We start from the raw sequence: 23,497 nt of genomic DNA on the forward strand, positions 1-23,497 counted from the left end.
AGCGTGGCCACATGCCCTAGACTGACAGGCGTGTCGTGCGTGCTGAGGGCGGTCGGGGCCGAGTTCGAGGTGGACGCGTTCTTGCGTCGCAGCCGTTTCTCGCCGATGAAAGTCTGGCGGCGCGGCGAGAAGCTCAGTTCCCGGCGCGGCGACGCTGAACCGGGCCAGGAACTCAAACACGGGCAGTCCGGCTTTGCCGCGCTGGCCAGCGCCGCTCCCTTCCGGCAGCCCGCCCAGCAGGCCAGCGACGCCGAACTGTTTCTCAAACGCCACGAGGCAGCCCTCTCGGCGCTGGCCGACTGCCCCGGCGTGGACGCCATCCTGCTCGACTTCGGTATTGAGGACCGTCCGCTGGGCCTGTACAGCAGCGACACCCAGACCAGCTACTTTCCACCGGAACTGCTGCGGCAGATGGGCAAGCTGAATATTGGCCTGGTCATCACCCGCTACCCCGAGACGGCAGACTGAGCGCCGGGGACAGGAGGGGGCAGGGACACCCATCCCCACCGTCCAGGACTAGATTAAGTCCCTATGAAGTGGCTCACTGCTGCCCTGCTGTCCGTCGCCGCCGTACTGGGCGGACTGCTCTTTTTTCGCGGCAATACCGCCGAGGCGCTGGGCGGCACTGCACTCGACCCGGCCCCACGCGTGACGGCCCTCAAGATGATTGGCGACGACGGACAACCGGCGGTACTGGGAGGCCCGGCCGAACAGGTGCGGCTGGTGTTCTTCGGCTTCACCCGCTGCCCGGACGTCTGCCCGTTGACCCTGGGCCGCCTCTCCAAAATTTACCAGCAGCTCAGTGCCAAGCAGCAGAGCGAGCTGCAGGTACAGCTCGTCAGCGTTGATCCGCAGCACGATACGCCCAGGGTGCTGCGCGCTTACCTTAGCAACTTCGATTCGCAGTTTCGCGGTCTGACCGGCACGCCTGCCATTGCCAAGACTGCCGCCAGCACCTTCTTTATCCTCAACACCCGCACCGATAGCGGCAACATTCTACACGGCGACCAGATCGCGGTGCTCGACCGCCAGGGCCGCTTCCGGCGGGTCTACAACGGCGACTCGCTCGGCGACGGCACCCTGAGCGCTGATCTGCCCCAGTTGCTGAACAACTACTGAGCAGGCCAACGAGGAGCAGGCCACCCGCGAATCTGGGTGGCCTGCTCCTCGTCTAGGTTTATTTGCCGCCCTCCGGCCCCGCCGTCACCTCCACGATGTTGTCAGGGTCAAGCAGTTCCTTGGCGGCCTGGTTCACCGCGGCAGGCGTCACCGCGTTGATCTTGGCCTGATAATCGGTGAGTTCGCTCAGCGGCAGCCCGTCCGACACCAGGCTGGTGAAGGTGGCCGCCAGCGCGGCAGGGTCGGCGAGGCCCACCGTGTAGCTGCTCAGCAGCCCGTTCTTCGACGTGGCGACCTCGGTGGCGGTGAGACCGTTGTCGCGCACGTCCTTGAGGATGTTCAGCGCTCCCTGAATGGCCTTGTCGGTGTCCTTGGGGTTGGTCTGGAGCGAGATGGAGAAGGCCCCCGGCTGCTTGAGCGCCGCAAAGCCGCTGCCCACGCCGTAGGTCAGGCCCTCCTTGTCACGCAACTCGGTGCCCAGGCGGCTCGACAGGGTACTGCCGCCCAGCACGTCGTTGAGCACCAGCGAGGCGTAGTAGCGCGGGTCGCTGCGGGCGATGCTCTGGTAGCCTAAGTAGGTCACCGCCTGGGTCTTGCCGGGCAGATCACCGAACGCCTTGACGACTCCGGCAGGCTTGCCAATCATCGGATACACCACCTGCGGCGCGGGGCCAGAAGCGCTCCAGCCGCCGAACTTCTGGTTGAGCAGCGTTCTCACCTGGGCCGGGTCGAAATTCCCCACCAGGGTCAACACAGTGGCGTCGGGGCGGTAGTGGGTCTTGTAGAAGTCGAGGGCGTCCTGGCGGGTCAGCGCGCCGATGGTGGCGGGGCTGCTGAACACCTGCCAGGGATTGCCCGCCGGATAAAGGGTTTTGCGGAACACCTTGATGGCCACGCTGCCGGGGTCGTCGTTGGCCTGCACGGCTCCCTGGACGGCGCGGGCCTGCGAGCGCTTGAACTGGTCCGCCGGAAAGGTGGCGTTTTGCAGGATGTCGGCGAGTGCGGTGAGCAGCACCGGCAGGTCCTTGTCGCGGCTGGCCCCGCCGATCTGCACCCCGAAGCGGTTGGCCGCCGGAGCGAGCTGCGCGCCCACGTCGTCGAGCAGCTTGGCCAGGGTCAGTTCGTCGCGGGTCTGGGTGCCCGAGAGCAGGTTGGCCGCCACCAGATCGACCAGCCCGGCCCCGGCGTCGGTGTCGAACTCGCGCCCGGCCTTGACGTTGGCGCTGAGGCTGACGGTGGGCGTGGAGGTGTCTCTCAGCAGCATCACGGTCATGCCGTTGGGCAGCGTGAACTTGTCGGGCAAGGTGATCTTGGCCTGGCCCGAGGGCTGGTACGCGGGCAGATACTTGGCGACCTCGGCAGGATCGACGGGTGGCCCGGCATTGAAGGCTTCCTGGGTGGCCCCGCCCGCGCTGGGCGCATTGCCGCTGCCTGCCACGGCCTTGGTCGGCTCGAAGTAGCCTACCGTGCGGGCGCTATCGGGAAGGTATTTCTGGGCCACCCGGCGCACGTCCGCAGGCGTGACGGTCTGCAGGGCCGCCAGGAACTTGTCGGTGTACTGGTAATCGCCCGCAGTGGTGGCGTCCATGCCCAGGTTGGTGGCCTGCGCGTCAATCGAGCGGGTGCCCAGCAGCGTGCTGGTACTGATGCTGGTTTTGGCGCGGGCGATCTCCTCGGCGCTCACCAGATTGGTCCGCACGTCGGCCAGGGTCGCCAGCAGGGCGGCGTCGAGCTTGGGCAGACCAGTATCCGGGGTCGGGGTGAAGTTGAATGAATACCAGCCGCCGCGCGCGAACTGGTACGGCAGTGTGCCGCCATCTGCCGCCAGCCCGGACTCGAACATCGACTGATACAGCTTGCTGGTGCGCCCGGAGAGCAGCACGTAGTCGAGCACCTTGAGGGCCGCAGCGTCGGGGCTGCTGACATCGGGGAGCGGGTACACGGCGTTGAGCAGCGGCGTGGACCCAGCTTCCTTGAGCACGATGGGAGCCTTGGGCGGCGACTTGCCGAGGGTGGCCTCGCTGCCGCCCGGCACCAGCGGCGCACTGGTCGTCACCGGCAGGGTGCCGGGCTTGCCCAGCTTACCGAAGGCCGCCTGAATCTGCTGCATCATGTCGGCAGTCTGGAAATCGCCCACCACGATCAGGGTGGCGTATTCGGGCGAGTAGTACTTCTTGTAATAGGCGCTCACCTCGGCTGCCGTGAAACCCTCGATGTCCTGGCGGGTGCCGCCCACCGTCAGGCCGTAGGGCGACCCCGGAAAGGCCGCCGCCTGCACGGCGCGCTCCAGACGGTAGGCGGGGTCGTTCTCGTCACCCTCGATTTCAGACAAGACGACATTGCGCTCGCTGGTCAACGCCGCCGGGTCAATTTTGGCGTTCACCATCCGGTCCGCTTCGAGTTGCAGGGCCGCGCCCGCCTTCTCGCGCTCCACGGTTTCATGGTAGGCGGTCTGGTCGTAGTAGGTGAAGGCGTTGAAGTCGGCTCCGAGTGCCCCGAGGAGGCGGCCAAACTGCACTGGCCTGTCGGTGGTGCCCTTGAACATCAGGTGCTCGAGCTGGTGGGCGATGCCGTTGACGCCGGGGGCCTCGTTGCGCGAACCGATCTTGTAAAAGACCTGCACGCTGACGACGGGCGCGCCGTGCACTTCCTTGGTCAGCACCGTCAGGCCGTTACTCAGCACCGTGCGCTTGACGTCGCGGGTGAGGCTGAAATCGTTCGGGCTGGCGGCGCTCAGGACCGGCGATGGCTTGGCCGTGCTGGTTACGGGCGCAGCACTTCCCCCGGTCACAGCAGCCAGCACGGGCGAGGCGGCGAGGGCAGCATTCAGGGCCAGGGTTGCGCTCAGAAATCGTTTCATGAAGCCTCCGAAAAAGTGAACAGGGAAACAGGAAGATCAGTAGCGTGATTGGAAAGCGGGGAACTGCCGATCAGCCTAGCGTCAGGCGGCCCCGCCAGAAAGGGAGCTGGATGAGAAACGGCGCAGCTGCGCCGAGTGAGAAAGCGAAGCACACCACAGATGGAACCGTTCCCATGCTGCCCCGCTATGCTGAAGGCATGACCAAGCCGCCTGCCCCAGATGCTCCGGAGAACCCGCCCCGCAGCGCCGCCGACCAGCCGATTCCCGACCAATCTGCCTCTGCTCAGCCCGCGCCCGATTCGTCCGCCGCGCCCGTCAGAAAGCCCCGCGCCCCGCGCAAGTCGGCGGCCAGCTTGGAGCACGCGGGAACCGGAGCAGCCAGGCCGACCAGCAAACCGCGCAGCAAGAAAGCCGCCGAAGCAGCGGCCACAGCAGACACGCCTGCGGCCCCCGAGCTGAGCGGCCACGATCTCAGCACCTTCAACATCCGGCTGGAGCGCTACCGTCAGGATCTGGAAAACAGCCTGCGGGCGGTTTACGGCAAGCAGGTGGACGCCTTATGGCCCCGGCTGGAAGCGCTGCTGCGCCGGGCACTGGCCGAGCGCCCTGCCGACCTCAAGCGGCTCGACGAGGCCCGGCTGCTGCGCCCCGACTGGCTGCAAGTGCCGGAGATGATCGGTTACGTGGCCTACACCGACCGCTTTGCGGGTACCCTGCGCGGCGTGTCGCAGCGGCTCGGCTACCTGGAGGAACTGGGCGTCAAGTACCTGCACCTGATGCCGCTCCTGAAGCCGCGCGCCAGGGAGAACGACGGCGGCTACGCGGTGGCCGACTACCGCGCTGTGCGTGAGGACCTGGGCAGCATAGACGATCTGCGCTCGCTGACCGCCGAGCTGCGCGGGCGGGGCATCAGCCTGGAACTCGATCTGGTCATCAACCACGTGGCCCGGGAACACGACTGGGCGGTGCGCGCCAGGGCCGGGGAAGCCAGATACCGCGACTACTTCCTGCTGTTTCCTGACCGCCAGATGCCCGACGCCTACGAGCGCAGCCTACCGGAGATCTTCCCGGATTTCGCGCCGGGCAACTTCACCTGGAACGAGGAGGCCGCCAGCTGGGTCTGGACGACCTTCAACTCGTACCAGTGGGACCTAAACTGGGCCAACCCGGACGTGTTTCTGGAGTTCGTGGACATCATCCTGTACCTGGCCAACCAGGGTGTGGAGATCTTCCGGCTCGACGCCATCGCCTTCTTGTGGAAGCGGCTGGGCACCGACTCGCAAAACCAGCCGGAAGTGCATGACCTGACCCGCGCCCTGCGCGCCTGCGCCCGCATCGTGGCCCCGGCAGTGGCCTTCAAGGCCGAGGCGATCGTCTCGCCCGGTGACCTGATCGCCTACCTGGGCAAGCGCGACCACTCCGGCAAAGTGTCGGACATGGCCTACCACAACTCGCTGATGGTGCAGCTGTGGAGCAGCCTGGCCAGCCGCAACACCCGGCTGTTCGAGCAGGCCCTCTCGGCATTTGCGCCCAAGCCGACCAACACCACCTGGGGGCTGTACGTACGCTGCCACGACGACATCGGCTGGGCCATCAGCGACCACGACGCGGGCATGGCGGGCACTGTGGGCTGGGGCCACCGGGCCTTTCTGAGCGACTTCTACAGCGGCGAGTGGCCCGGCTCATTCGCGCGCGGGCAGGTCTTCCAGGCCAACCCGCGCACCGGAGACCGCCGAATCAGCGGCTCGGCGGCCAGCCTGGCCGGACTGGAGGCGGCGCAAACCCCGGAAGACGTGTCCCTGGCCCTGAGGCGTTTGCGGCTGCTGCACGCCGTGACGCTGGGCTACGGCGGCGTGCCGCTGCTGTACATGGGTGACGAACTGGCCCTGACCAACGATTACAGCTACCAGGACGTGCCGGAACACGCCTCCGACAACCGCTGGCTGCACCGCCCGGCGATGGACTGGGACAAGGCTGAGGAGCGCGCCGATTCGGCCACGCCCGCTGGACAGATGTACGCCGCCCTGCAACAGCTCATCCGCGCCCGCCAGCAACTGCCGCACCTGCATGCCAGCATCGAATCGCAGGTCGTCCGCAGCTCCAACGAACACACCCTGCTGCTGCGCCGGTCACACCCCCTGGGCCAGATGCTGGGCGTCTACAACTTCACGGGTGAGTTTCAGCCGCTGCCCGCCTGGGTGCTGCGCGAGGTGGTGGGCGACTTCCCGCGCGACGCCATCAGCGGCCACGAGTGGAATCTGACCAACGAGGAAGTGGCTCTGGAACCTTACGGAGCCTACTGGCTGATCGAGCAGCCGCGCTGAAATCGCCGTGCTGAGATCAAGGCCCACTCCGCTTTTTCAAAGTTCATTCGGGCGCAGACTGTCCAGCATGACCAGAAAATCCATCAAACTCCCCACCGCCGCCGCGCTGAAGCTGGCCCGAGACGCCGCCGAGCGCCTCGGCTCGCTGAGCAAAGACCCCACTGTCCGGCAGGAAGCCCTCAACGTGACCGACGCCTTGCAGCGCCTGCTGCGGGCGGTCAAGGGTTCCAAACCGCGCTGAACCCTGGAGTGCCGAGCCGCTAGAGTGGGCGCTATGCCCCTGCCCACCCAGCCGCACGCGAGCGCCGAATCCGCTGCCGAGACGGTCCAGGGCCGCAAGCTGCGCCACATCGAGGCGTGCCTGCGCCCCGAGAGCCAGTATCAGACAGTGACCACCGGGCTGGAGGGGGTCCGCTGGCCCTACTGCGCCCTGCCAGAACTCGATCTGGACGCGGTGGACCTCTCCACCCAGTTTCTCGGCAAGGCCCTCAGCGCGCCGGTCCTGATCGGGGCGATGACCGGCGGAGCGCGGCAGTCGGGCCGGATCAACCGCAATCTGGCGCTGGCCGCCCAGCGGCTCGGCCTGGGCCTGATGCTGGGCAGTCAGCGGGTGATGCTGGAAGACCCTTCCGCGCTGAGCAGCTTCCAGGTGCGCCCACACGCCCCCGACATTCTCTTGATCGGCAACCTGGGCGCGGCGCAGCTTCTCAAGGGCTACGGGGCCGCCGAGATCACGCGGGCCATTGAGTTGATCGGCGCGGACGCCCTGGCAATCCATGTCAATCCCCTGCAAGAAGCCCTGCAACACGGCGGCGACACCCACTGGGCCGGGCTGGCGGCGCGGCTGGGCGAGGTGGTGCCGGGTGTGCCTTACCCGCTGCTGCTCAAGGAAGTCGGGCATGGCCTGAGCGCCGGGGTGGCCCGCACGGTGGCGGCGGCAGGTTTTGCAGCGCTCGACGTGGCAGGCGCGGGCGGCACCAGTTGGGCGCGGGTGGAGGCGCTGGTCCGGTATGGCGAGGTCCGCAGCCCCGACCTATGCGAGATCGGCCTTCCGACGGCCCAGGCACTCCGCGAGGTCCGCGCCGCCGTGCCGCAGATGCCGCTGATCGCGTCAGGGGGCATCCGCACCGGGCTGGACGCCGCCAAGGCCTTGCTGCTGGGCGCGCAGGCGGTGGCAGTGGCCCGGCCCCTGCTCGCCCCCGCCCTGGAAAGCGCCGAGGCGGTGGAGGCGTGGCTGGAGCAGTTCATTCACGAATTGCGCGTGGCCTTGTTCGTGGGGGGTTTTGCGGATGTGGCCGCCGCGCAGCGTTGACCGGGGGCCGGAACTGCCGGGCCGGGACATCGCCACGCCAATGAAGATAATTTCGGGCGTAGATGGCGGCGAAGGCAGCGGCGCTCAGCAAGAATCCGTACTGCTGGGAGAGGAGAGCATAGACGATCCACAGCAGTTGACCGGCGAACCCCACCAGCCAGCCCCAGCGTTTGCCGGAGCCGCTGGCGTACAGCGCCGTGACGCCCAGAATCGGCAAAACCCAGGACCAGTACGGCCAGAGAGCGGCGTTCAAGGGTTGACCTCCTGCGCTGCAGCATAGAAGAAGAAGTGTTAAAACCGTGTCAAAGGTGCTGACGCCCCTGACAACTCTTCAATCTGCCGACTGGTTCTCTGCTGCCACGTTCGCTTGCTCGGCACAATATTTCTGGAGGTCATCACCTTGAATTCACTGACCTTCACTCTTGAACCCGCCAGCGCCGAAACCCTGGCGGATCTGCTCGCACTGCTGACCGACCGGGTGAAAGCGGCGGCGGGTCTCAGGGACTTGGAAGAGCGGCTCGCCGGGGGAAAGTTGGCGCTGGCTCAGACATTGATCCTGAGATCCGAGCGGGGCGTGGAGGGCAGCATCATTTTGCCCGACCATCCCCGCATTCCCCTCATACCGACTTACCGGGCGGACACGCCACCAGACGCGGTGACCACCCTGGCCCGCGCCCTTCGTGAGCGCGCCGCCCCGCAGCAACAGCTCCTGCTGACCAACGCCTGCGCGCCGCTGGAACCGGCCCCGCTGGAGGTTGCCGGGTGGCAGCTCGACAGTCAGTACATGACCTACGCCACCGATCTGTCCGCCCACCCTGCCCCACCCGATGCGCTGGCACAGGCGGTGGACGCGGATCGCCCTGATATCCGCGCCTTGCTGGAGCGTTTGGGCCGAGCAGAGTGGAGTTTCAAGGAAGACTGGACGCTGATCGCTCTGCCGGATGCCAGCGGCTCAATGGCCGCACTGGGCGCGGTTGGTCCCAGCGGACGCCCGGACTGGGCCAGCATCGATTTGATCGGTGTGCAGCCCCAGGCACGCGGACAGGGGCTGGGCACCCGCCTGCACGCCCACCTGCTGGGTCTGGCAGCGCAGGAGTTCGCTCATCACGGGGGCGGCACCGGGGCGGACAACCAGGCCATGCGCCGCATTTTTGCCAAGAGCGGGTCGCGTCATACCGATACGCAGATGTATTTTAAATTGGCCGAAAATTGAGATGGTTTCGCCGACTTGACCCGCGCGAATTACCGTCCAATACCAGAAATGACCAACAGCGCTCCAGCTGCGCCATAATCCACCCCCAGGCGTGGTTCTCCACCAAAAAGCCCGACTATTTTTGACAGCTTCCCCTCTGTTTCATCTTTACCAGAACGCTCTGAAGAGAAGCATCGTCTTCGTCGGGAACGACAGCCCCCTCCTGTAACTTTCCGCTTTCATCTAGCGCCCCGCCAGTGACCAGCTGCAAAGCGATGTCTTTTCTCAGAGGGATGGTCGTCTGATAGCCTACTGCCCCAAAGGTCGGCTCTCCATAGACCCGGTAATGCAGTTTCTTGAAAATCATTGCCATCATTTCGGCAGCGCTTTTCGTATTTTTATTGACAATCATCGCTATAGTTGAAGCGTTAGGCGCTTGGGTTCGGCTCCGTAATGCGATAACCCTGTCTTTACCGAAATTAATGCCCGAAGCATCAATACTGATCATTATCGGCTGGCCTTTCTTTTCCTCCAAAGCCAGAAGTTTGCCGTTTGGCAGCAGAGGTGAGAGTGCTGCAATGAGCTGATAAAGGTTTCCACCGTTGTTGTCTCTCAAATCGACAACCCAGGCGCAGGCTTCACCGTGATCTTCAAGAGCCGAGATTCCAGATTCGTAATAATCTTCCTGGGTCTGGTTCCCTATTTGATTTGGCACTTTCAGGTAGGCCACTCCATTCTCATCTTCCACAGAGAACCCACTGCTCCTGTCCAAAAGACTGGGGAGAGTGATCTGGAGAGGTTTACCTGTCCTTTGAAGAGTCAGGTTTACGCCAGAATCTGTAGTGAACTCTAGGATTCTATCCCCAATCTTCAGTTCAGTTGGAAATCTCTGACCCAGACCAGTCACCACGCCCAAGGAGTCTACTTTTAATTTGTATAAAACTGCCAATTGATAGAGATTCAGCTTTCTATCGCCCAGAATATAAAAACTGTGGTTATCGTTCAGCCTGAGCAGCATTTCGCCTAGATACGGCAAAACGTCTTGATCACTTTTCAGTTTCGCAGCGTTTCGGATCAGCTCCATTCGCTGGGCCTCCCAATCTACATTCCCCGACATCAGCGCCCTGGACTCTATAAGATTCAGGGTACTCAGGCCGAAAGATAACGGCGTCTGGGCAAAAGCGGCCGCACTGATGACCAATGCTGCCATCACGCCGAACGTCACCAGCGTTCTCTTGTTAGACATGTATTTCCTCTTGACTGTTGACGTTTCGTGCAAATTCATGATCGGTGGGTCTACCCTTCAAGCTGTAGAAACCTCCCGTAGCGCTCCAACTCAGCTGCTATCCCCTTTCGCAGCGCTGCCGTCTGCCGCACGCCCGGCATGCAGCCGAGGTCGCTGACCAGCTGACCCTGCTCGACTTTCAAATTGGCCCAGCCCACCGCCTTCTCATTCCAGAAAAGCGGCAGGGCGTAGTAGCCCATTACCCGCTTGGCGGGCGGCGTGTAGGCTTCAAATTTGTAGGCCCAGCCGTGCAGATGGGCGAAGCGGCGGCGATCCCACACCAGCGGATCGAAGGGCCCGACGATTCGCACGCCGGAGGGCGTGGGTGCGTCTTCCAGCAGTGTTTCCTCAGCCCAGACATACTTCACACCGTCCACCGTTGCGCTTACCAGCTCTTCTTTCAGAGCCGCCTGGAGAGCCACACGCAACTCCGCCTTGAGGTGCGGCAGGCCGTAGCCGCTCAGTGACAGCAGATACCTGAGACTGGCCTGGGGCAGCGGGCCGTAGAGCCGGGCCAACAGCCGAACGACGGCGCGGGTGCGTTCGGCCTCGGCCTGGGGCGCAGAGCGGAGGTCGTCCAGGTGCGTCGCGGGGCCATAGAGCCGCACGCCACCAACCCGCCGCGTCACCCGCAGGCGGCCCTGGTAGTGCAGGCCGTCCAGTGCCCGCGTGCTGGCGCTGCTCTGGCCGCCCCAGGCGTTGCCCACCCGCGCCGCACCGAAGTGCCGCTGCACCTCACGGGGATGAATCTCGCCGCCGGGGTGGGCCTGCACGAACGCCAACACTTCGGCACTCAGCCCCGGCGCGTGCCCCTCGATATGCAGCGGCGCGACCTCGCGCGGATGCAGCGCCGCCTGCACGCTTCTGGGGACGAAGCCGTAATTGGGCAGCATATCCTCTTCCACGTCCAGCACCGGGTAAAGCCGCTCCAGGTCACCCGCTCGGTAGCCCGCCACCCGCTGCATCAGCGTCAGGTCCTGGGCACGGGCGGGAGCACGTATCGGGTCGGCCTGCACGAAGCCCATCTCGCTGAGGGCCGTCTGAATGTCAGGCTGGGCGCTCAACGTACCGAGAGCAGCGGCGCGGAGCTGGGCAGGCGTCACGGTCATGCCCTGAGTGTAGCGGTTGATTTTCGCCCCGAGCAGAACATCCGCTCCACCTGCCCTATCCTCCCCGGCTGGACATCGGCCCCCACTGCACCGTATACTCGTGAGCGCTGTCTGCTGTAAGGGCAGGCTTGACCAGCGAGCCGCAGTGACCCGGACCGCCGCCGTTTTCCCGCCGCACTCTGTGACGGGTTGATGGCTGCCCCGACGCTGGAAGCCGCTGGGAGTTCGGTCTACTGGCTCCCGCTTTACCCCAAAAGAAAGAGCGGCGCACAGTCCCCGGACGAAAAGGAGAAGGCACATGGCGAAAGACGGACCGCGCATGATCATCAAGATGGAAAGCACCGCTGGCACGGGCTTTTACTACACCACCACCAAGAACCGCCGCAACACCCAGGCCAAGCTGGAACTCAAGAAGTACGACCCGGTGGCCAAGAAGCATGTGCCCTTCAAGGAGAAAAAAGTCTGAGGACTGCCGCGCTTCTCCGGCCAGGTCGCAAGCCGCGCCGGGAGCGGCAGCCCAGTGTTTTCTTTTTCGCCCTTCTTTGAGGTGAGGTCATGAACATCGTGCAGTATTTCAAAGACGCCCAGGGCGAGCTCTCACGGGTCACCTGGCCGACGCGGGAACAGGTCTTCGAGGGCAGTCAGGCGGTACTGATCTTTTTGGTCGGCCTGGTCCTGATCATCTTCGTTCTCGATAAGGTCTTCGGCGCTCTGATGCGACTGGTGTTGCCGTGAGTATCGAGTGGTACGCCGTTCACACCTACATTGGCCAGGAAGAACGGGTCGAGAAGACCCTGATGGACCGCGCCCGCAAGCTCGGCATGCAGGGCACCAAGATCTTCCAGGTGTTGCAGCCCAGCGAGAAGGCTGTGGAACTGCGTGACGGCGGCAAGAAAGAAACCGTCGAGCGCCTACTGTTTCCCGGCTACGTGTTCGTGCAGATGGATATCGAGGACGACGACGCGCCCGGCGAACTCGGCGAGAGCTGGGAAACGGTGCGCAACACCCCCGGCGTGACCGGTTTCGTCGGCACCACCACGTACCCGGTGCCGCTCTCGCAGGGCGAGGTGGAGCGCCTGCTGGTCTCGGTGGGCGTGACCCAGCAAGCCGAGGTGGCCGCCGCGCCGCGCGTCAAGGCCGATTTCAAGGCAGGCGACATGGTGCGCGTCACGGCAGGTCCGTTCGCCGATTTCAGCGGCGTGGTCAGCGAGGTCAATTTGAGCCAGGCCAAGGTCAAAGTGCTGGTCAGCATCTTCGGGCGCGAAACGCCAGTCGAGCTGGACTTCTCGCAGATCAGTAAGTAAAATTAAAAAGTTGCTGCCGCGTTTTTCGCACGGTGAGCCGCTTAGCGCCAGCACCCCAACCACGCCCAGGCCGCTTCTCAATGAGTGACAGGTCCGTGCGGGGGAGCTAAGGAGAGAACATGAAGAAAGTTACCGGCATCGTGAAGTTGCAGCTTCCGGCAGGCAAGGCCACCCCGGCCCCCCCTGTCGGCCCCGCGCTGGGTCAGTACGGCGCGAACATCATGCAGTTCACCAAGGAATTCAACGCACTGACCGCCGACAAGGGTGACGCCATCATCCCGGTGGAGATCACTATTTTCGCCGACCGCAGCTTCACCTTCATCACCAAGACCCCGCCGATGAGCTACCTGATCCGCAAGGCCGCCGGTCTGCAAAAAGGCAGCCCCACGCCCAACAAGACCAAGGTCGGCAAGCTCAACTGGGATCAGGTTCTGGAAATCGCCAAGACCAAGATGCCCGACCTCAACGCGGGCAGCGTGGAAGCCGCCGCCAACACCGTCGCGGGCACCGCGCGCAGCATGGGCGTCACCATCGAGGGAGGCCCCAATGCCTAAGCACGGCAAGCGCTACAACGCGCTCATCAGCAAAGTGGACCGCAACAAGCTCTACAGCATGGACGAGGCCGCCGCGCTGGTCAAGGAACTGGCCACGGCCAAGTTCGACGAGACGGTGGAAGTTCACTTTCGCCTCGGCATCGACCCTCGCAAGAGTGACCAGAACGTGCGCGGCACGGTGGCACTACCGCACGGCACGGGCCGCAGCGTGCGCGTGGCTGTGATCGCCAAGGGCGAGAACGTGGCTGCTGCCGAAGCTGCCGGAGCCGATGTGGTGGGCAGCGAGGACCTGATCGAGCGTATCTTGGGCGGCTTCATGGACTTCGACGCTGTGGTCGCCACCCCCGACATGATGGCCCAGGTCGGTCAGAAGCTGGCCCGCCTGCTGGGGCCGCGTGGCCTGCTGCCCAACCCCAAGAGCGGCACCGTCGGTCCCGACGTGGTCGGCATGGTGAAAAGCCTCAAGGCCGGGCGCATTGAGTTCCGCAATGACAAGACCGGTGTGGTGCACGCCCCCATCGGCAAGGCGAGCTTCGAGAACGGCAACCTCAGCGAGAACTATCAGGCCCTGCTGAGCGCCCTCGAGGGAGCCAAGCCCGCCAGTGCCAAGGGCGTCTACCTGCGCACTGCCTACCTCACCAGCACCATGGGGCCGAGCATTCCCCTGACGCTGAGTGGCCAGACGCAGTAATACAGACACAGTCATCCAGATTCAGCTTTCTTCCGGGGAAGGCCAGCGCTTCACTCCGTCTTCCCCGTCCTAATCTCAGCACCCCGGTGCATTCAGGCACCTTCGTTCGCGGCACCGTAGACAGCGGGTACCTTTGCCAAGGTTGACAACCCCATAAGGTTTAAACTCCACCCGCCGAGCTGTTCGGAACGCGCCTCACGCGCACCGGACTCGACGCTTCAAGTTTCACTTCAAAGCGTTTTTCGTTTCAAGAAGGAGGTTCGCAAGTATGCCGAACCAACGCAACCAAGACATTCTGGCCACGCTGAAGGCGTCCCTGGAAGGCATCGAAACCTTTTTCGTTGTCGATTACCAGGGCCTGAACGCCGGGCAGCTGGGCGCGCTGCGTAAGCAGGTCGTCGAGAAGGGTGGGCGCATTATTGTGGCCAAGAACACCCTGATCAACCTGGCGCTGGGCGAGACCGATTTCAGCGACGCCCTCAAGGGGCCGAGCGCCATCGTGGTGGCCCAGGACGATCCTGCTGGCGTCGCCAAGATGCTCAGCGAGGCGGCCAAGGCCAACGACAAGGGCATCCCGGCCATGAAGGCGGGCTTCCTGGAAGGCAAGCGCGTTGACCTCGCCACCGTGTCGCGCCTGGCCAGCCTGGGCACCAAAGACCAGCTCTACTCCGAACTCGTCGGCGTGCTGGGCGCTCACCAGAGCAACTTCGTGGGTATCCTCGAAGCCTACAAGACCCAGCTCGAAGAAGCGGCAGCCTGAGTCTTCCGGCTCACTCTTTCTCTCTCAACTCAAAGCAAAGTACACCAAAGGAGCTTCATCATGGCGTTTAACAAAGAGCAGTTTCTCGACGATCTGTCCAACATCACCCTCCTCGAACTGGCCGACCTGATCGACGCCATCAAGGAGAAGTTCAACGTGACCGCCGCCGTCGCCGTGGCTGGCCCCGCCGCCGCTGGACCTGTGGCCGAAGAGAAGACCGAGTTCGACGTGGTGCTGATCGACGCCGGAGCTTCCAAGATCAACGTGATTAAGGAAATCCGCGCCATCACTGGCCTGGGCCTCAAGGAAGCCAAGGACCTCAGCGAGAAGGGCGGCGCGCTCAAGGAAGGCATCAACAAGGACGAGGCCGAGAAGCTCAAGGCCCAGCTCGAAGCCGCTGGCGCGAAAGTCGAACTGAAGTAACGCCCCCAGCGAACGATCACCCTTAACCGGGAGTGCAGCCCCCCAGCCGAAAGGCTCGGGGGTTTTTTGGGGCCGCGCCTTCAGCCCAGTACGCTCAACTCAGTACTCTCAGCCCAGTGCCGCGATATCCTCGGGCGTCGGGGCGTAGGCTCCAGGATGCGCGCAGGCCACCGCCGCTGCCCTAAGGCCCATCTGGAGGTGCTCGGTCCAGAGGGCCTGGGGGCGCTGGGTGGCACTGACCAGCAGCCCGGCACACAGGGCGTCGCCCGCCCCCACCGTGTCGGCCACCGTGACCGGCACCGTGGGCAAATCGACCCGGCCCGCCGAATGGTACAGGCTCGCGCCCAGCGCTCCACGCGTCACGATGATTGGCGCGTGCGGATTGAGGCCGCGCAGGTGGCGCAGCGCGTCGTCCTCGGACTGTCCAGCGAAGAAGAAGGCCAGGTCCTCGTCGCTGAATTTGATCAGATCCGAGCGCTTGACCACCGCCTCGAACACAGGCAAATAGGCGGGGTTGCGGTGGACGATGCGGGCGTTGGGGTCGAAGCTGATCTTGGTGCCCGCTGCACGGGCGTTCTCGATCAGCCCCAGCAGGGTGTCGGCCAGCGGCCAGCGCACCAGACTGATGCCGCCCATGTGGAGCCAGCGGGCCGCGCTGAGCCAGCCGCTCGGCAGGTGACCGGGGTCGAACAGCAGGTCGGCGCTGTTCTCGCCCAGAAAGCGGTAGGCGGGCGGGTTGGCCGAGTACACCACCGCCAGAAGGGTGGGGGCCGGGAAGCGTTGCAAGAAGCGCGGATCGAGGCCCGCCTCCACCGAGGCCCGCACCAGATCGTCACCGAAGTTGTCCTGACCCACCGCGCCCGCAAAGGCGCTCGGCAGGCCCAGGCGGGCGCAGGCGCGGGCCACGTTCCAGGCCGCGCCACCGGGGTGGGCGGTCCACTGGTTGCCGCCAGCGGTCACGAGGTCGGTGAGGGCCTCGCCCGCGCTGACGATCAGAGGCAAGGGACGTTCGGAGGAGGAGAAAGTCATTCTGGCTTCAGTTTACGTCAAGGCGCGGTGCTCGGGCAGCGGCCAGTAGGGGGTGTGGAGCAAATCGGGAGGTTCTGCTGGAGGCCGGGTCACAGCAGCCTGGCTTTGTGCAGCTCCTCTTGCAGCGCCCGCAGATTCTTGTTGGCCCCAGCAAAGGCCGCTATCTTCTCTCTGGCCGCTTCCTTGCCGATCAGGGCTGCCAGACGACGCAGGTGCTGCGCCGCCGCTCTGTACTGCTCGCGCCCACGCTGGCTGGTCAGTTGGGCAGCCAGGTCCAGGTAGATATCGGCGGCCCTGGCATGGTGGTCCGGCACTTCGCCCAGCTGCTGCGCCAACTGTTCGCGCATGCTGACGACGGACCTGCCCAGCATCCCGCTGATGATGTAGGCACTGGCGTAACGGCCCTGGTGCCGCCTGTCATAGGCTTCAACCTCGCTCAGGTCGTGGTCGCCCTCCAGCAGCAAGGCCAGCAGTTGGGCATTCCCCAATCCGTTCAGGCCAGGGCGCTGCTCGAAGGCGGCCAGAGCCTTTTTCCAGTCTCTGGCCCAGTCCAGACTGACCGACTGCGCGAGGCGCTCCCATTCAGGACTGGCCGTCGCGAGTAAACCCTTCCAGGCCAGTTCAAACGCCTGCTCGCGGCGCTGGGTGGCGGCGTAGCGGCTCAGCAACCAGTGATGCTCGGGGCTAAAGTGGCGAAACGCATGCGGCTGGCCAAGGCGCACCGCCAGAATCTGCTCCAGAACGCTTTCGGCAGCGTGGTGTTCAAACAATCCGAACAGCGGCTCCAGCGGAGACAGCGGGCTGGTCTGGGTGAAGTAATTGAGCAGTTTGCGGCGCTGGGCCAGGTCCGGCTGACCCGTCTGTGGATCGTCTGTCAGAAAATACTCAGCCACCTGGACATCATCACCGTTGCTGAGCAGCAAGGCCTCGCGCTGGGCGGGCGTCTGGCAGGCTTTCGGAATCAACTTGAGCAGCGTCTGGGCCAGCTGTTCCCGCTCATACTGGAACCTGCTGCGGTCATGGGCCTGTTGCAAGTGCCGCAGCAACCCGGCGTGTTCGGTCTGGCTGAGTTCGGCGGCAAAGTCAGCCAGTTCATCACTGCCCACCAGCCCCAGCAGGTTTTTGATATTGAAGATGGCCGCGACAGCCTGACTGCGAACGGGTTCAGCCAGCCTGGCCTCGCCCACCAGACTCAGCACGCCGTCCACCGCGCTCTGAAACAGTTCCTCGAAGGGGTCGCCGTAGGCCTCGGCCCAACCTGTCGTGGCCTGCTCGATCTGCTCGAGCATCTCCAGATAGATCGCCAGCGCCTGCTCCGGCTGCGTTTCCCACAATACGTCCGCCTCGTCCATCACGCCGTCCAGGGCGGTGGTATCCAGCCCCTCGTCGTCATCCCAGTGGTTCTGAGGCTGGCGGCGCTCCAGCTGGAAAAACAGCGAAGTGATGGACACACTCTGACTTCCCTGCGGCGCTCGGCCCGAAGCGAGCCGCTCAGCCAGAACGCGTAAATCGGGCGCAGCGACCAGAAGCTGCTCCACCAGGCCGCGCAGGGCTTCGGCGCTAAGCGGGGCCAGCATCTCGGAGAGCGGCGAGAGGCGCTGAAAGTCTCCAGGCGACTCGCTGAAGCGGGTGAGCAGCGCCGCCACGTGCTTGCAACCGCCCCTGCCGCCTACCGGACAGGAACAGCGCGCTCGGGCGACCCTGTTTTTCTCCAGCGTCGCGCTCGTCCGGTAGTCGTCGGTGCCGTAAGCGTGGCCGCCGAGTTGCCAGCCCACGTCCAGCGGCTCAGCGGTGAGCTGATCCAGATGACGCACATACGAACGGCCCTTCTTGACCTCATTTGCGCCCGACCAGAGCAGCACAACGGCGGCACTCAGGAGCGGCAACTTCTGGGCATCGTCGGTCATCGGTCAGTAGTTTAACGCCGCCGGAGCTGACCCCAGGCAACGTCAAGCGGCCCGCCTCCACACCGGGAGAACGGGCCGCTTGACGTTGGAAGCGCTTAGACTTCCAGCTCTTTTTTCGTGATGAACGGCATCATGTCACGCAGTTCCTTGCCGACGACTTCCAGCTGATGGTCGCGCATCTTGCCGCGCTGCTCATTCATGTACGGAAAACCCGACTCGGCGTCCTTGATGAAGCTCTGGGCGAACTTGCCGCTCTGGATGTCGCCCAGCACCTCTTTCATGGTGGCCTTGGTCTCGCCCGTGATGATGCGCGGCCCGGTCACGTAGTCGCCGTACTCGGCGGTGTTGGAAATGCTGTGGCGCATGCCCTCGAAGCCCTTCTCGTAGATCAGGTCCACAATTAGCTTGACTTCGTGCAGCGTCTCGAAGTAGGCGATTTCCGGCTGGTATCCGGCTTCCACCAATGTTTCGAAGCCCGCCTGGATCAGGTGGGTGACGCCGCCGCACAGCACGCTCTGCTCGCCGAAGAGGTCCGTTTCGGTCTCTTCCTTGAAGGTGGTTTCCAGGACGCCCGCACGGGTGCCGCCGATACCGCGCGCGTAGGCCAGCGCGATCTCCTTGGCGTGGCCGCTGGCATCCTGCTCGACGGCGAAGATGCTGGGCATGCCCGCACCGTCGGCGTAGACCCGGCGCAACATGTGACCGGGGCCTTTGGGAGCCACCAGGAACACGTCCACGTCAGTGGGCGGCTTGATGCGCCCAAAGTGGATGTTGAAGCCGTGCCCGAAGGCCAGCGCCTTGCCCGCCGTGAGATGCGGCTCGATGCTCTCGGCGTAGGTCTTGGGCTGGTTCTCGTCGGGAATGAGGAGCATGACCACGTCGGCTTCCTTCACCGCATCCTCGATGGTCGCCACACGCAGGCCTGCTTGCTCGGCTTTGGCCTTGCTGCTGCTGCCGCCCCGCAGACCGACGACCACGTTCAGGCCGCTGTCACGCAGGTTCTGGGCGTGGGCGTGGGCCTGTGAGCCGTAGCCGATGATGGCGATCAGCTTGTCTTCGATGGGCGTCAGTGAAACGTCTTTGTCGTAGTACATTTTTGCGGCCATGTGGGTCTCCTTGGATGGGGGTTCTCGTGCCGCCAGGCTGGGGCAGAAGGGGATGGAATGCAAGCCAAAAGCAACAGCAACGACTATAGAGCTTTGACGTTCGTGCCCACCCTTGCTTTTCTAGCCCGCCGTCCGTCACTCCTCAGAACAGGTTGTTGACTTCCCGCGCCTTGCCCTCACGCGGCGCACTTTGCAAAATCGGCTCCAGCGTCTCGGTCTGACCGTCGTGGTACACATGGCTGGCGATGTCGGCGTTGCTGCCGCGCGTCAGGGCAATGCGCCCGGTCCGCATGGTTTCCAGAATTCCGAAGGAGCGCATCTGCTCGATGAAGGCGGTGATCTTGCCCTCGTCGCCCGTGACTTCAAAGGTCAGGGCGTGGCGGCCCACGTCCACGATGCGGGCGCGGAAGTCCTCGGCCATCTGGCGAATCTCGATGCGGCGCTCGGCATTCTCTACCCGCACCTTCACCAGCACCAGCTCGCGGTCCACGTACTTCTCCAGCGAGTGGTCGATAATCTTGACGACGTCGTGGAGCTTGTCGAGCTGCTTCATGGCCTGCTCGACCACGCCCCTATCGCCGCTGACGACAAAGGTCATGCGCGAGACACCGGGCATCTCGGTGGTGCCCACGCTGAGGCTCTTGATGTTGTACCCGCGCCGCCCAAACAGGGAAGTGATACGGGTCAGCACACGCGGCTCGTCGCGCACCAGCGCCGACACCAGGTGGTCAGGCACCGGCGGCGTCGGGGTCGTCACCAGCGGAGCCATCTTGGGGGCAGTCATTTGCTGGCCTCCTGCGGGGCGTCGGCCATCACGTTCATTTTGTCTCCCAGGTCCGGCACCTTGACGGGTTCGTTCTCGATCATCTCGTAGAGTGCTGCGCCCGCCGGAACCATCGGGAAGACGCCGTGCTCGTTGGGCACCACCACTTCCAGCAGGCCGGAGCCGTCATGCGAGAGCCAGGCGTCAATCTGGGTTTCCAGGTCGGCACTGTTGTCGGCCCGCCAGCCTCTGATGTTGTAGGCGTCGGCCAGTTTCAGAAAGTCGGGGTTGGAGTCGCCCAGGTAGACTTCCGAGTAGCGCTTCTCGTGAAACAGCTCCTGCCACTGGCGCACCATGCCCAGGTACGAGTTGTTGATGATGCAGATCTTGACGTTGCGGATGTCGTACTTGGTCAGGGTGGCGAGTTCCTGGGCGGTCATCTGGAAGCCGCCGTCTCCGGCGATCACCATGCTGACGACGCCGGGTTCGGCCATCGCCGCGCCCAGCCCCGCCGGAAAGCCGAAGCCCATCGTCCCCAGGCCGCCGGAAGTCAGCCATCTTCGCGGCTTCTCGAAGCGGGCCAGTTGCGCGGCCAGCATCTGGTGTTGGCCCACGTCGGTGGTCAGGATATCGTCGGGGCGCAGCCGGGCCACGACCTGCCGCACCGCCTGGGCCGCGCCCCAGGTGGTCGGGTGTTCGCCGCGCGTCTTCCACTCGGCAATCTGGGCCGTCCATTCGGGCCGCTCGAACGGCACCGCACCTTCGGTGAGCGCCACGGCCGCCTGCGCCGCATCGGCCTTGACCGGCAGGTGGGCGCGCACGATCTTGCCGATCTCGGCGGCGTCGAGGTCCACGTGAATAATCTGGGCCTGCGGCGCGAAGTCCTTGACCCGGCCCGTCACCCGGTCATCGAAACGCAGCCCGAAGCCGATCAGCACGTCGGCCTGGCTGATGGCGTGGTTGGCCGCCACACTGCCGTGCATGCCCGGCATGCCCAGCCACAAAGGATCAGAGGCCGGAAACGCGCCCAGGCCCATCAGGGTGGTGATGGTCGGAATCTGCCAGGCGCGGGCAAACTCGGTGATCTCCCTGGACGCGCCCTGCGAGCCGCCCCCCACCATCAGCACCGGCTTCTGGGCACTCTTGAGCAGTTCGAGCGCCGCCGCGATGGCCTCGGGGCGAGGAGCGGGCATCTCGGGGGTCGCCTGCGGACGCACCAGCTCGCCGTGAAAGGCTGCCAATTGCACGTCCTTGGGAATGTCCACCAGCACCGGGCCGGGCCGCCCCGAGCGGGCGATACGGATGGCCTCGGCGATAATGGTCGGCAGCTCGTCGGGGTCGGTCACCACATAGTTGTGCTTGGTGATCGGCAGGGTGATACCGGTGATGTCGGCTTCCTGAAAAGCGTCGGTGCCCATCAGGTGGCGGGCCACGTTGCCGGTGATCGCCAGCAGCGGCACATTGTCCATCATGGCGTCGGCCAGGCCCGTCACCAGATTCGTCGCGCCGGGGCCGGAGGTGGCGATACACACGCCGATCTGGCCCGTCGCCTTGGCCCAGCCCTCCGCTGCGTGAATGGCTCCCTGCTCGTGACGGGCCAGGATATGGCGCACCTCTGGGTAATAGGTCAGCGCGTCGTACACCGGCATGATCGCCCCGCCGGGGTAGCCGAACACCGTGTTGATGCCGTGCGCGGCCAAAGTCGCCCACAGCGCCTTCGCGCCAGTCATATCCTGCATCGTTGGTTGCGGCTGGCCTTGCTGGTCCGGCTCTGGCTGGGTCATGCGCCTCATCTCCTCTCTCGTCGCCCCTGTGCAAAAAAACCCCCGCCCTGGGTGTGGGGCGGGGGGTTACAACGTCACGCGGAACTTAGCGCCGTGAACCCCCGGAGCCAAGAATTACTACCACGAGGGCAGCCGCGTTTGCGTACATGATTCCAGCTTACGCGTGAGGTGGCTCGGGGGTCAAGGGTCGGCAGGCAAAGGTCTAGATGTGCTGGCCGGACAGTCGACGACAGAGAATCCGGTCGAGTCGGTCTGGAGTTTGAAGTTCTTCAGCGACCAATCGGCAGGTTCAGGCGTAATGTGTACAGAGAGATGCCCACTCCTGAGCAGCGCCGACCTTCAGAGTTGACCGTTCAGGCCCGTCGTTCGCGCCTTGCGCCGACCTCTACCGATTTGAGACGGCGGGTGTATCTGTGGGCGATCGCACTGGGCGTGGGCGTCATCGTGATCGTGCTGTCTACCCAGCTCAGAAGTCCGTCGCCCGATTACGTGCAGGTGGGCATGGTCTTGGCGCAGCTCCCGCTGTGTATCTGGGCCACCTGGTGGCTACTGCGGGGTAAGCCCCTGGTGGTGGCCGAGCGGGTCGTCTTCGCAGTGAACGCACTGATCACGCTGTTTCAGTTGCTGTTGACCCTTACCAACGACTCGGCCCAAGTCGTCTGGCTCGCCAGCTCGGCCTACTGGCTGCTGACGACCCTGGCAATTCTGGCCTTCCTGATCTTCGAGAACCGGCAGGCCCTGCTGTTCTCGGCTGGAATGTACCTGTTGGGCGTGCTCGCACCCTGGGCCGCCCTGCTCTGGAAAGGGCAAGCCTTCAGCTCGTTTGCCAACCTGCTCCGGGTGCAACTGAGCTGCGGAGTGGTGCTGGTGCTGCTCTCGGTGCTGGCCTGGTACAGGGAACGTTTCGCTGCCGAACGCGGTGAACGCCTGTCGATGGAGCAACTCGCCAACACCGACATGCTGACCGGGTTGCCCAACCGCCGCGCCCTCTACTCCGAGATCGAATGGCTGATCTCCGAGGCCCGCACCGGCGTGGGCGGCTGCCTGATCCTGCTCGACATCGATCATTTCAAACGCATCAACGACGCGTTCGGCCACAATGTCGGTGACGAGGTGTTGATCCGACTTTCGGAGCTGCTGAGAACCCACCTGAAAGACGAAGGGACAGTGGGGCGCTGGGGCGGAGAAGAATTCCTGATCACCCTGCCGGGGCTTTCGCCTGAACTGGTAGAGCAGCTGGCCGAACAGCTGCGCCGCAAGCTGGAGGAGCAGATTTTCAGCCACGGACAGGGCGTGACCGCCAGCTTCGGCCTGACCTGCTGCGCCGCCGGAGACGACCTTCAGAGCTGTACGACCCGCGCTGACCGCGCACTGTATGCAGCCAAGAAGGCGGGGCGCAACAGGGTGGTCAGCCTGCCTAGTGACGCCGCGCTGGACGAAGATATGCAGGCTCCACCGGTCCTGGACACCCTGCCAGTCAGGTCGTAGGTTATCCCGGCGTCGTAGCGTCCAGTGCCGTGGGCTGAGCGCATGGGGACTCTGATCGTGGTGGGCCTAATCGCGCTGGTGCTGGTGGTGTTCGTGGAGCTGGTGCGGCTGTTTGTAAAGATCGCTCCGCCGCCACAGCCGCGATGACCGGAGCCGACGAAGCAGCCTCAGGCAGCCAAAAAATTGGCTTCGGGGAAGTCGAAGGGCAAGCAGCGCCGCTAAACCCATCAAGTTGAACAGCCTTCAGAGACGATACTTGAGAACCTGAGTCATGCCAAATTTGGGATCGACTGAGCTTCTGATGTTGATCGTCTTCTTTGCCTTGCCGGTTTATCTCGTGTCTCTGCTGCTGCACTATCTGAAAGCGAACACACGGGCCGCCGAGGAGCAGGCCCGACTGGCCTGCCGTCAGGCCGACCGCCTACTCTGAACGAGGACAACAACGAGACAGGCCGCCCAGCTCACGGGACGGCCTGTCGTTCATCCT

24 protein-coding genes are annotated in these 23,497 nt (G+C 64.3%); 15 read left to right on the plus strand and 9 right to left on the minus strand.

The genetic code is table 11. From position 1 onward, the window contains the following. Positions 1 to 30 precede the first annotated feature (30 nt). Positions 31 to 468 carry a hypothetical protein gene (locus N0D28_RS13310; protein ID WP_260559978.1) on the plus strand — a complete coding sequence of 146 codons (438 nt, stop codon included), beginning with the start codon at positions 31 to 33 and terminating at the stop codon, positions 466 to 468. A 63-nt stretch (positions 469 to 531) separates the two neighbouring features. Continuing rightward, the gene (locus N0D28_RS13315; RefSeq protein ID WP_260559979.1) at positions 532 to 1,119 is read left to right on the plus strand and encodes an SCO family protein; all 588 of its coding nucleotides are present in this window, start codon (positions 532 to 534) and stop codon (positions 1,117 to 1,119) included. A 58-nt stretch (positions 1,120 to 1,177) separates the two neighbouring features. Here N0D28_RS13315 and N0D28_RS13320 read toward each other — a convergent pair whose 3' ends face one another. Beyond that, a complete protein-coding gene (locus tag N0D28_RS13320) occupies positions 1,178 to 3,979 on the minus strand; it encodes a M16 family metallopeptidase (RefSeq protein ID WP_260559980.1) in 2,802 nt (933 codons plus the stop codon). A gap of 197 nt (positions 3,980 to 4,176) precedes the next feature. Here N0D28_RS13320 and N0D28_RS13325 point away from each other — a divergent pair, with 197 nt between their 5' ends. From N0D28_RS13325 to fni, 3 genes are all read left to right on the plus strand, one after another. Continuing rightward, entirely contained in the window at positions 4,177 to 6,303 is a 2,127-nt protein-coding gene (locus N0D28_RS13325; protein WP_260559981.1) for an amylosucrase, read from the plus strand. 67 nt (positions 6,304 to 6,370) lie between these two features. After that, complete coding sequence (locus N0D28_RS13330; protein ID WP_260559982.1) at positions 6,371 to 6,544, plus strand: hypothetical protein; 174 nt, start codon at positions 6,371 to 6,373, stop codon at positions 6,542 to 6,544. 33 nt (positions 6,545 to 6,577) lie between these two features. Next, positions 6,578 to 7,615 (plus strand): type 2 isopentenyl-diphosphate Delta-isomerase, encoded by a 1,038-nt coding sequence (fni, locus tag N0D28_RS13335; protein WP_260559983.1) that lies wholly within the window; start codon positions 6,578 to 6,580, stop codon positions 7,613 to 7,615. On the opposite strand, the gene N0D28_RS13340 is transcribed toward fni, so the two are convergent. Next, positions 7,548 to 7,868 carry a hypothetical protein gene (locus tag N0D28_RS13340; RefSeq protein ID WP_260559984.1) on the minus strand — a complete coding sequence of 107 codons (321 nt, stop codon included), beginning with the start codon at positions 7,866 to 7,868 and terminating at the stop codon, positions 7,548 to 7,550. The two genes, fni and N0D28_RS13340, sit on opposite strands and share 68 nt — an antisense overlap. Positions 7,869 to 8,015: 147 nt before the next feature. Between N0D28_RS13340 and N0D28_RS13345 the strand changes: the two genes are divergently transcribed. Beyond that, positions 8,016 to 8,828 (plus strand): GNAT family N-acetyltransferase, encoded by an 813-nt coding sequence (locus N0D28_RS13345; protein ID WP_260559985.1) that lies wholly within the window; start codon positions 8,016 to 8,018, stop codon positions 8,826 to 8,828. A 115-nt stretch (positions 8,829 to 8,943) separates the two neighbouring features. On the opposite strand, the gene N0D28_RS13350 is transcribed toward N0D28_RS13345, so the two are convergent. Then, a complete protein-coding gene (locus N0D28_RS13350; RefSeq protein WP_260559986.1) occupies positions 8,944 to 10,092 on the minus strand; it encodes a S41 family peptidase in 1,149 nt (382 codons plus the stop codon). Between the two features lie 11 nt (positions 10,093 to 10,103). Further along, a complete protein-coding gene (locus N0D28_RS13355) occupies positions 10,104 to 11,201 on the minus strand; it encodes a DNA glycosylase AlkZ-like family protein (protein WP_260559987.1) in 1,098 nt (365 codons plus the stop codon). A gap of 298 nt (positions 11,202 to 11,499) precedes the next feature. Here N0D28_RS13355 and rpmG point away from each other — a divergent pair, with 298 nt between their 5' ends. The 7 genes from rpmG to rplL all read left to right on the plus strand — a co-directional run bounded on the left by rpmG (position 11,500) and on the right by rplL (position 14,933). Then, complete coding sequence (rpmG, locus tag N0D28_RS13360) at positions 11,500 to 11,667, plus strand: 50S ribosomal protein L33 (protein WP_109826019.1); 168 nt, start codon at positions 11,500 to 11,502, stop codon at positions 11,665 to 11,667. 89 nt (positions 11,668 to 11,756) lie between these two features. Next, entirely contained in the window at positions 11,757 to 11,936 is a 180-nt protein-coding gene (gene secE / locus N0D28_RS13365; RefSeq protein ID WP_260559988.1) for a preprotein translocase subunit SecE, read from the plus strand. Next, positions 11,933 to 12,505, plus strand: coding sequence for a transcription termination/antitermination protein NusG (nusG, locus tag N0D28_RS13370; protein WP_260559989.1), 573 nt, complete (start codon positions 11,933 to 11,935; stop codon positions 12,503 to 12,505). The genes secE and nusG overlap by 4 nt, the downstream gene beginning before the upstream one ends. 119 nt (positions 12,506 to 12,624) lie before the next feature. Further along, complete coding sequence (gene rplK / locus N0D28_RS13375) at positions 12,625 to 13,059, plus strand: 50S ribosomal protein L11 (RefSeq protein WP_260559990.1); 435 nt, start codon at positions 12,625 to 12,627, stop codon at positions 13,057 to 13,059. Further along, positions 13,052 to 13,750: a 50S ribosomal protein L1 gene (rplA, locus tag N0D28_RS13380; RefSeq protein WP_260559991.1), complete on the plus strand. Its 699-nt coding sequence runs from the start codon at positions 13,052 to 13,054 to the stop codon at positions 13,748 to 13,750. The genes rplK and rplA overlap by 8 nt, the downstream gene beginning before the upstream one ends. A 268-nt stretch (positions 13,751 to 14,018) precedes the next feature. Beyond that, the gene (rplJ, locus tag N0D28_RS13385) at positions 14,019 to 14,510 is read left to right on the plus strand and encodes a 50S ribosomal protein L10 (protein WP_260559992.1); all 492 of its coding nucleotides are present in this window, start codon (positions 14,019 to 14,021) and stop codon (positions 14,508 to 14,510) included. A gap of 60 nt (positions 14,511 to 14,570) precedes the next feature. Beyond that, positions 14,571 to 14,933, plus strand: coding sequence for a 50S ribosomal protein L7/L12 (rplL, locus tag N0D28_RS13390; protein WP_161881674.1), 363 nt, complete (start codon positions 14,571 to 14,573; stop codon positions 14,931 to 14,933). 108 nt (positions 14,934 to 15,041) lie between these two features. Here rplL and N0D28_RS13395 read toward each other — a convergent pair whose 3' ends face one another. The 5 genes from N0D28_RS13395 to ilvB all read right to left on the minus strand — a co-directional run bounded on the left by N0D28_RS13395 (position 15,042) and on the right by ilvB (position 21,522). Continuing rightward, positions 15,042 to 15,962 carry a carbohydrate kinase family protein gene (locus N0D28_RS13395; RefSeq protein ID WP_260559993.1) on the minus strand — a complete coding sequence of 307 codons (921 nt, stop codon included), beginning with the start codon at positions 15,960 to 15,962 and terminating at the stop codon, positions 15,042 to 15,044. Positions 15,963 to 16,051: 89 nt separating this feature from the next. Continuing rightward, positions 16,052 to 17,869 (minus strand): SWIM zinc finger family protein, encoded by a 1,818-nt coding sequence (locus N0D28_RS13400; RefSeq protein WP_260559994.1) that lies wholly within the window; start codon positions 17,867 to 17,869, stop codon positions 16,052 to 16,054. Positions 17,870 to 17,964: 95 nt separating this feature from the next. Continuing rightward, positions 17,965 to 18,975 (minus strand): ketol-acid reductoisomerase, encoded by a 1,011-nt coding sequence (ilvC, locus tag N0D28_RS13405; RefSeq protein WP_260559995.1) that lies wholly within the window; start codon positions 18,973 to 18,975, stop codon positions 17,965 to 17,967. 142 nt (positions 18,976 to 19,117) lie between these two features. Further along, on the minus strand, positions 19,118 to 19,759 hold the full coding sequence (gene ilvN / locus N0D28_RS13410; protein ID WP_260559996.1) for an acetolactate synthase small subunit: 642 nt from the start codon (positions 19,757 to 19,759) through the stop codon (positions 19,118 to 19,120). Next, positions 19,756 to 21,522 carry a biosynthetic-type acetolactate synthase large subunit gene (gene ilvB, locus N0D28_RS13415; protein WP_260559997.1) on the minus strand — a complete coding sequence of 589 codons (1,767 nt, stop codon included), beginning with the start codon at positions 21,520 to 21,522 and terminating at the stop codon, positions 19,756 to 19,758. Before ilvB ends, ilvN begins: the two co-directional genes overlap by 4 nt. A gap of 312 nt (positions 21,523 to 21,834) precedes the next feature. Between ilvB and N0D28_RS13420 the strand changes: the two genes are divergently transcribed. Then, positions 21,835 to 23,010, plus strand: coding sequence for a GGDEF domain-containing protein (locus N0D28_RS13420; protein ID WP_260559998.1), 1,176 nt, complete (start codon positions 21,835 to 21,837; stop codon positions 23,008 to 23,010). A gap of 301 nt (positions 23,011 to 23,311) precedes the next feature. Beyond that, the gene (locus N0D28_RS13425) at positions 23,312 to 23,440 is read left to right on the plus strand and encodes a hypothetical protein (protein ID WP_260559999.1); all 129 of its coding nucleotides are present in this window, start codon (positions 23,312 to 23,314) and stop codon (positions 23,438 to 23,440) included. Positions 23,441 to 23,497: the final 57 nt, after the last annotated feature.

It is taken from the genome of Deinococcus rubellus, from assembly GCF_025244745.1.
Lineage (GTDB): Bacteria > Deinococcota > Deinococci > Deinococcales > Deinococcaceae > Deinococcus > Deinococcus rubellus.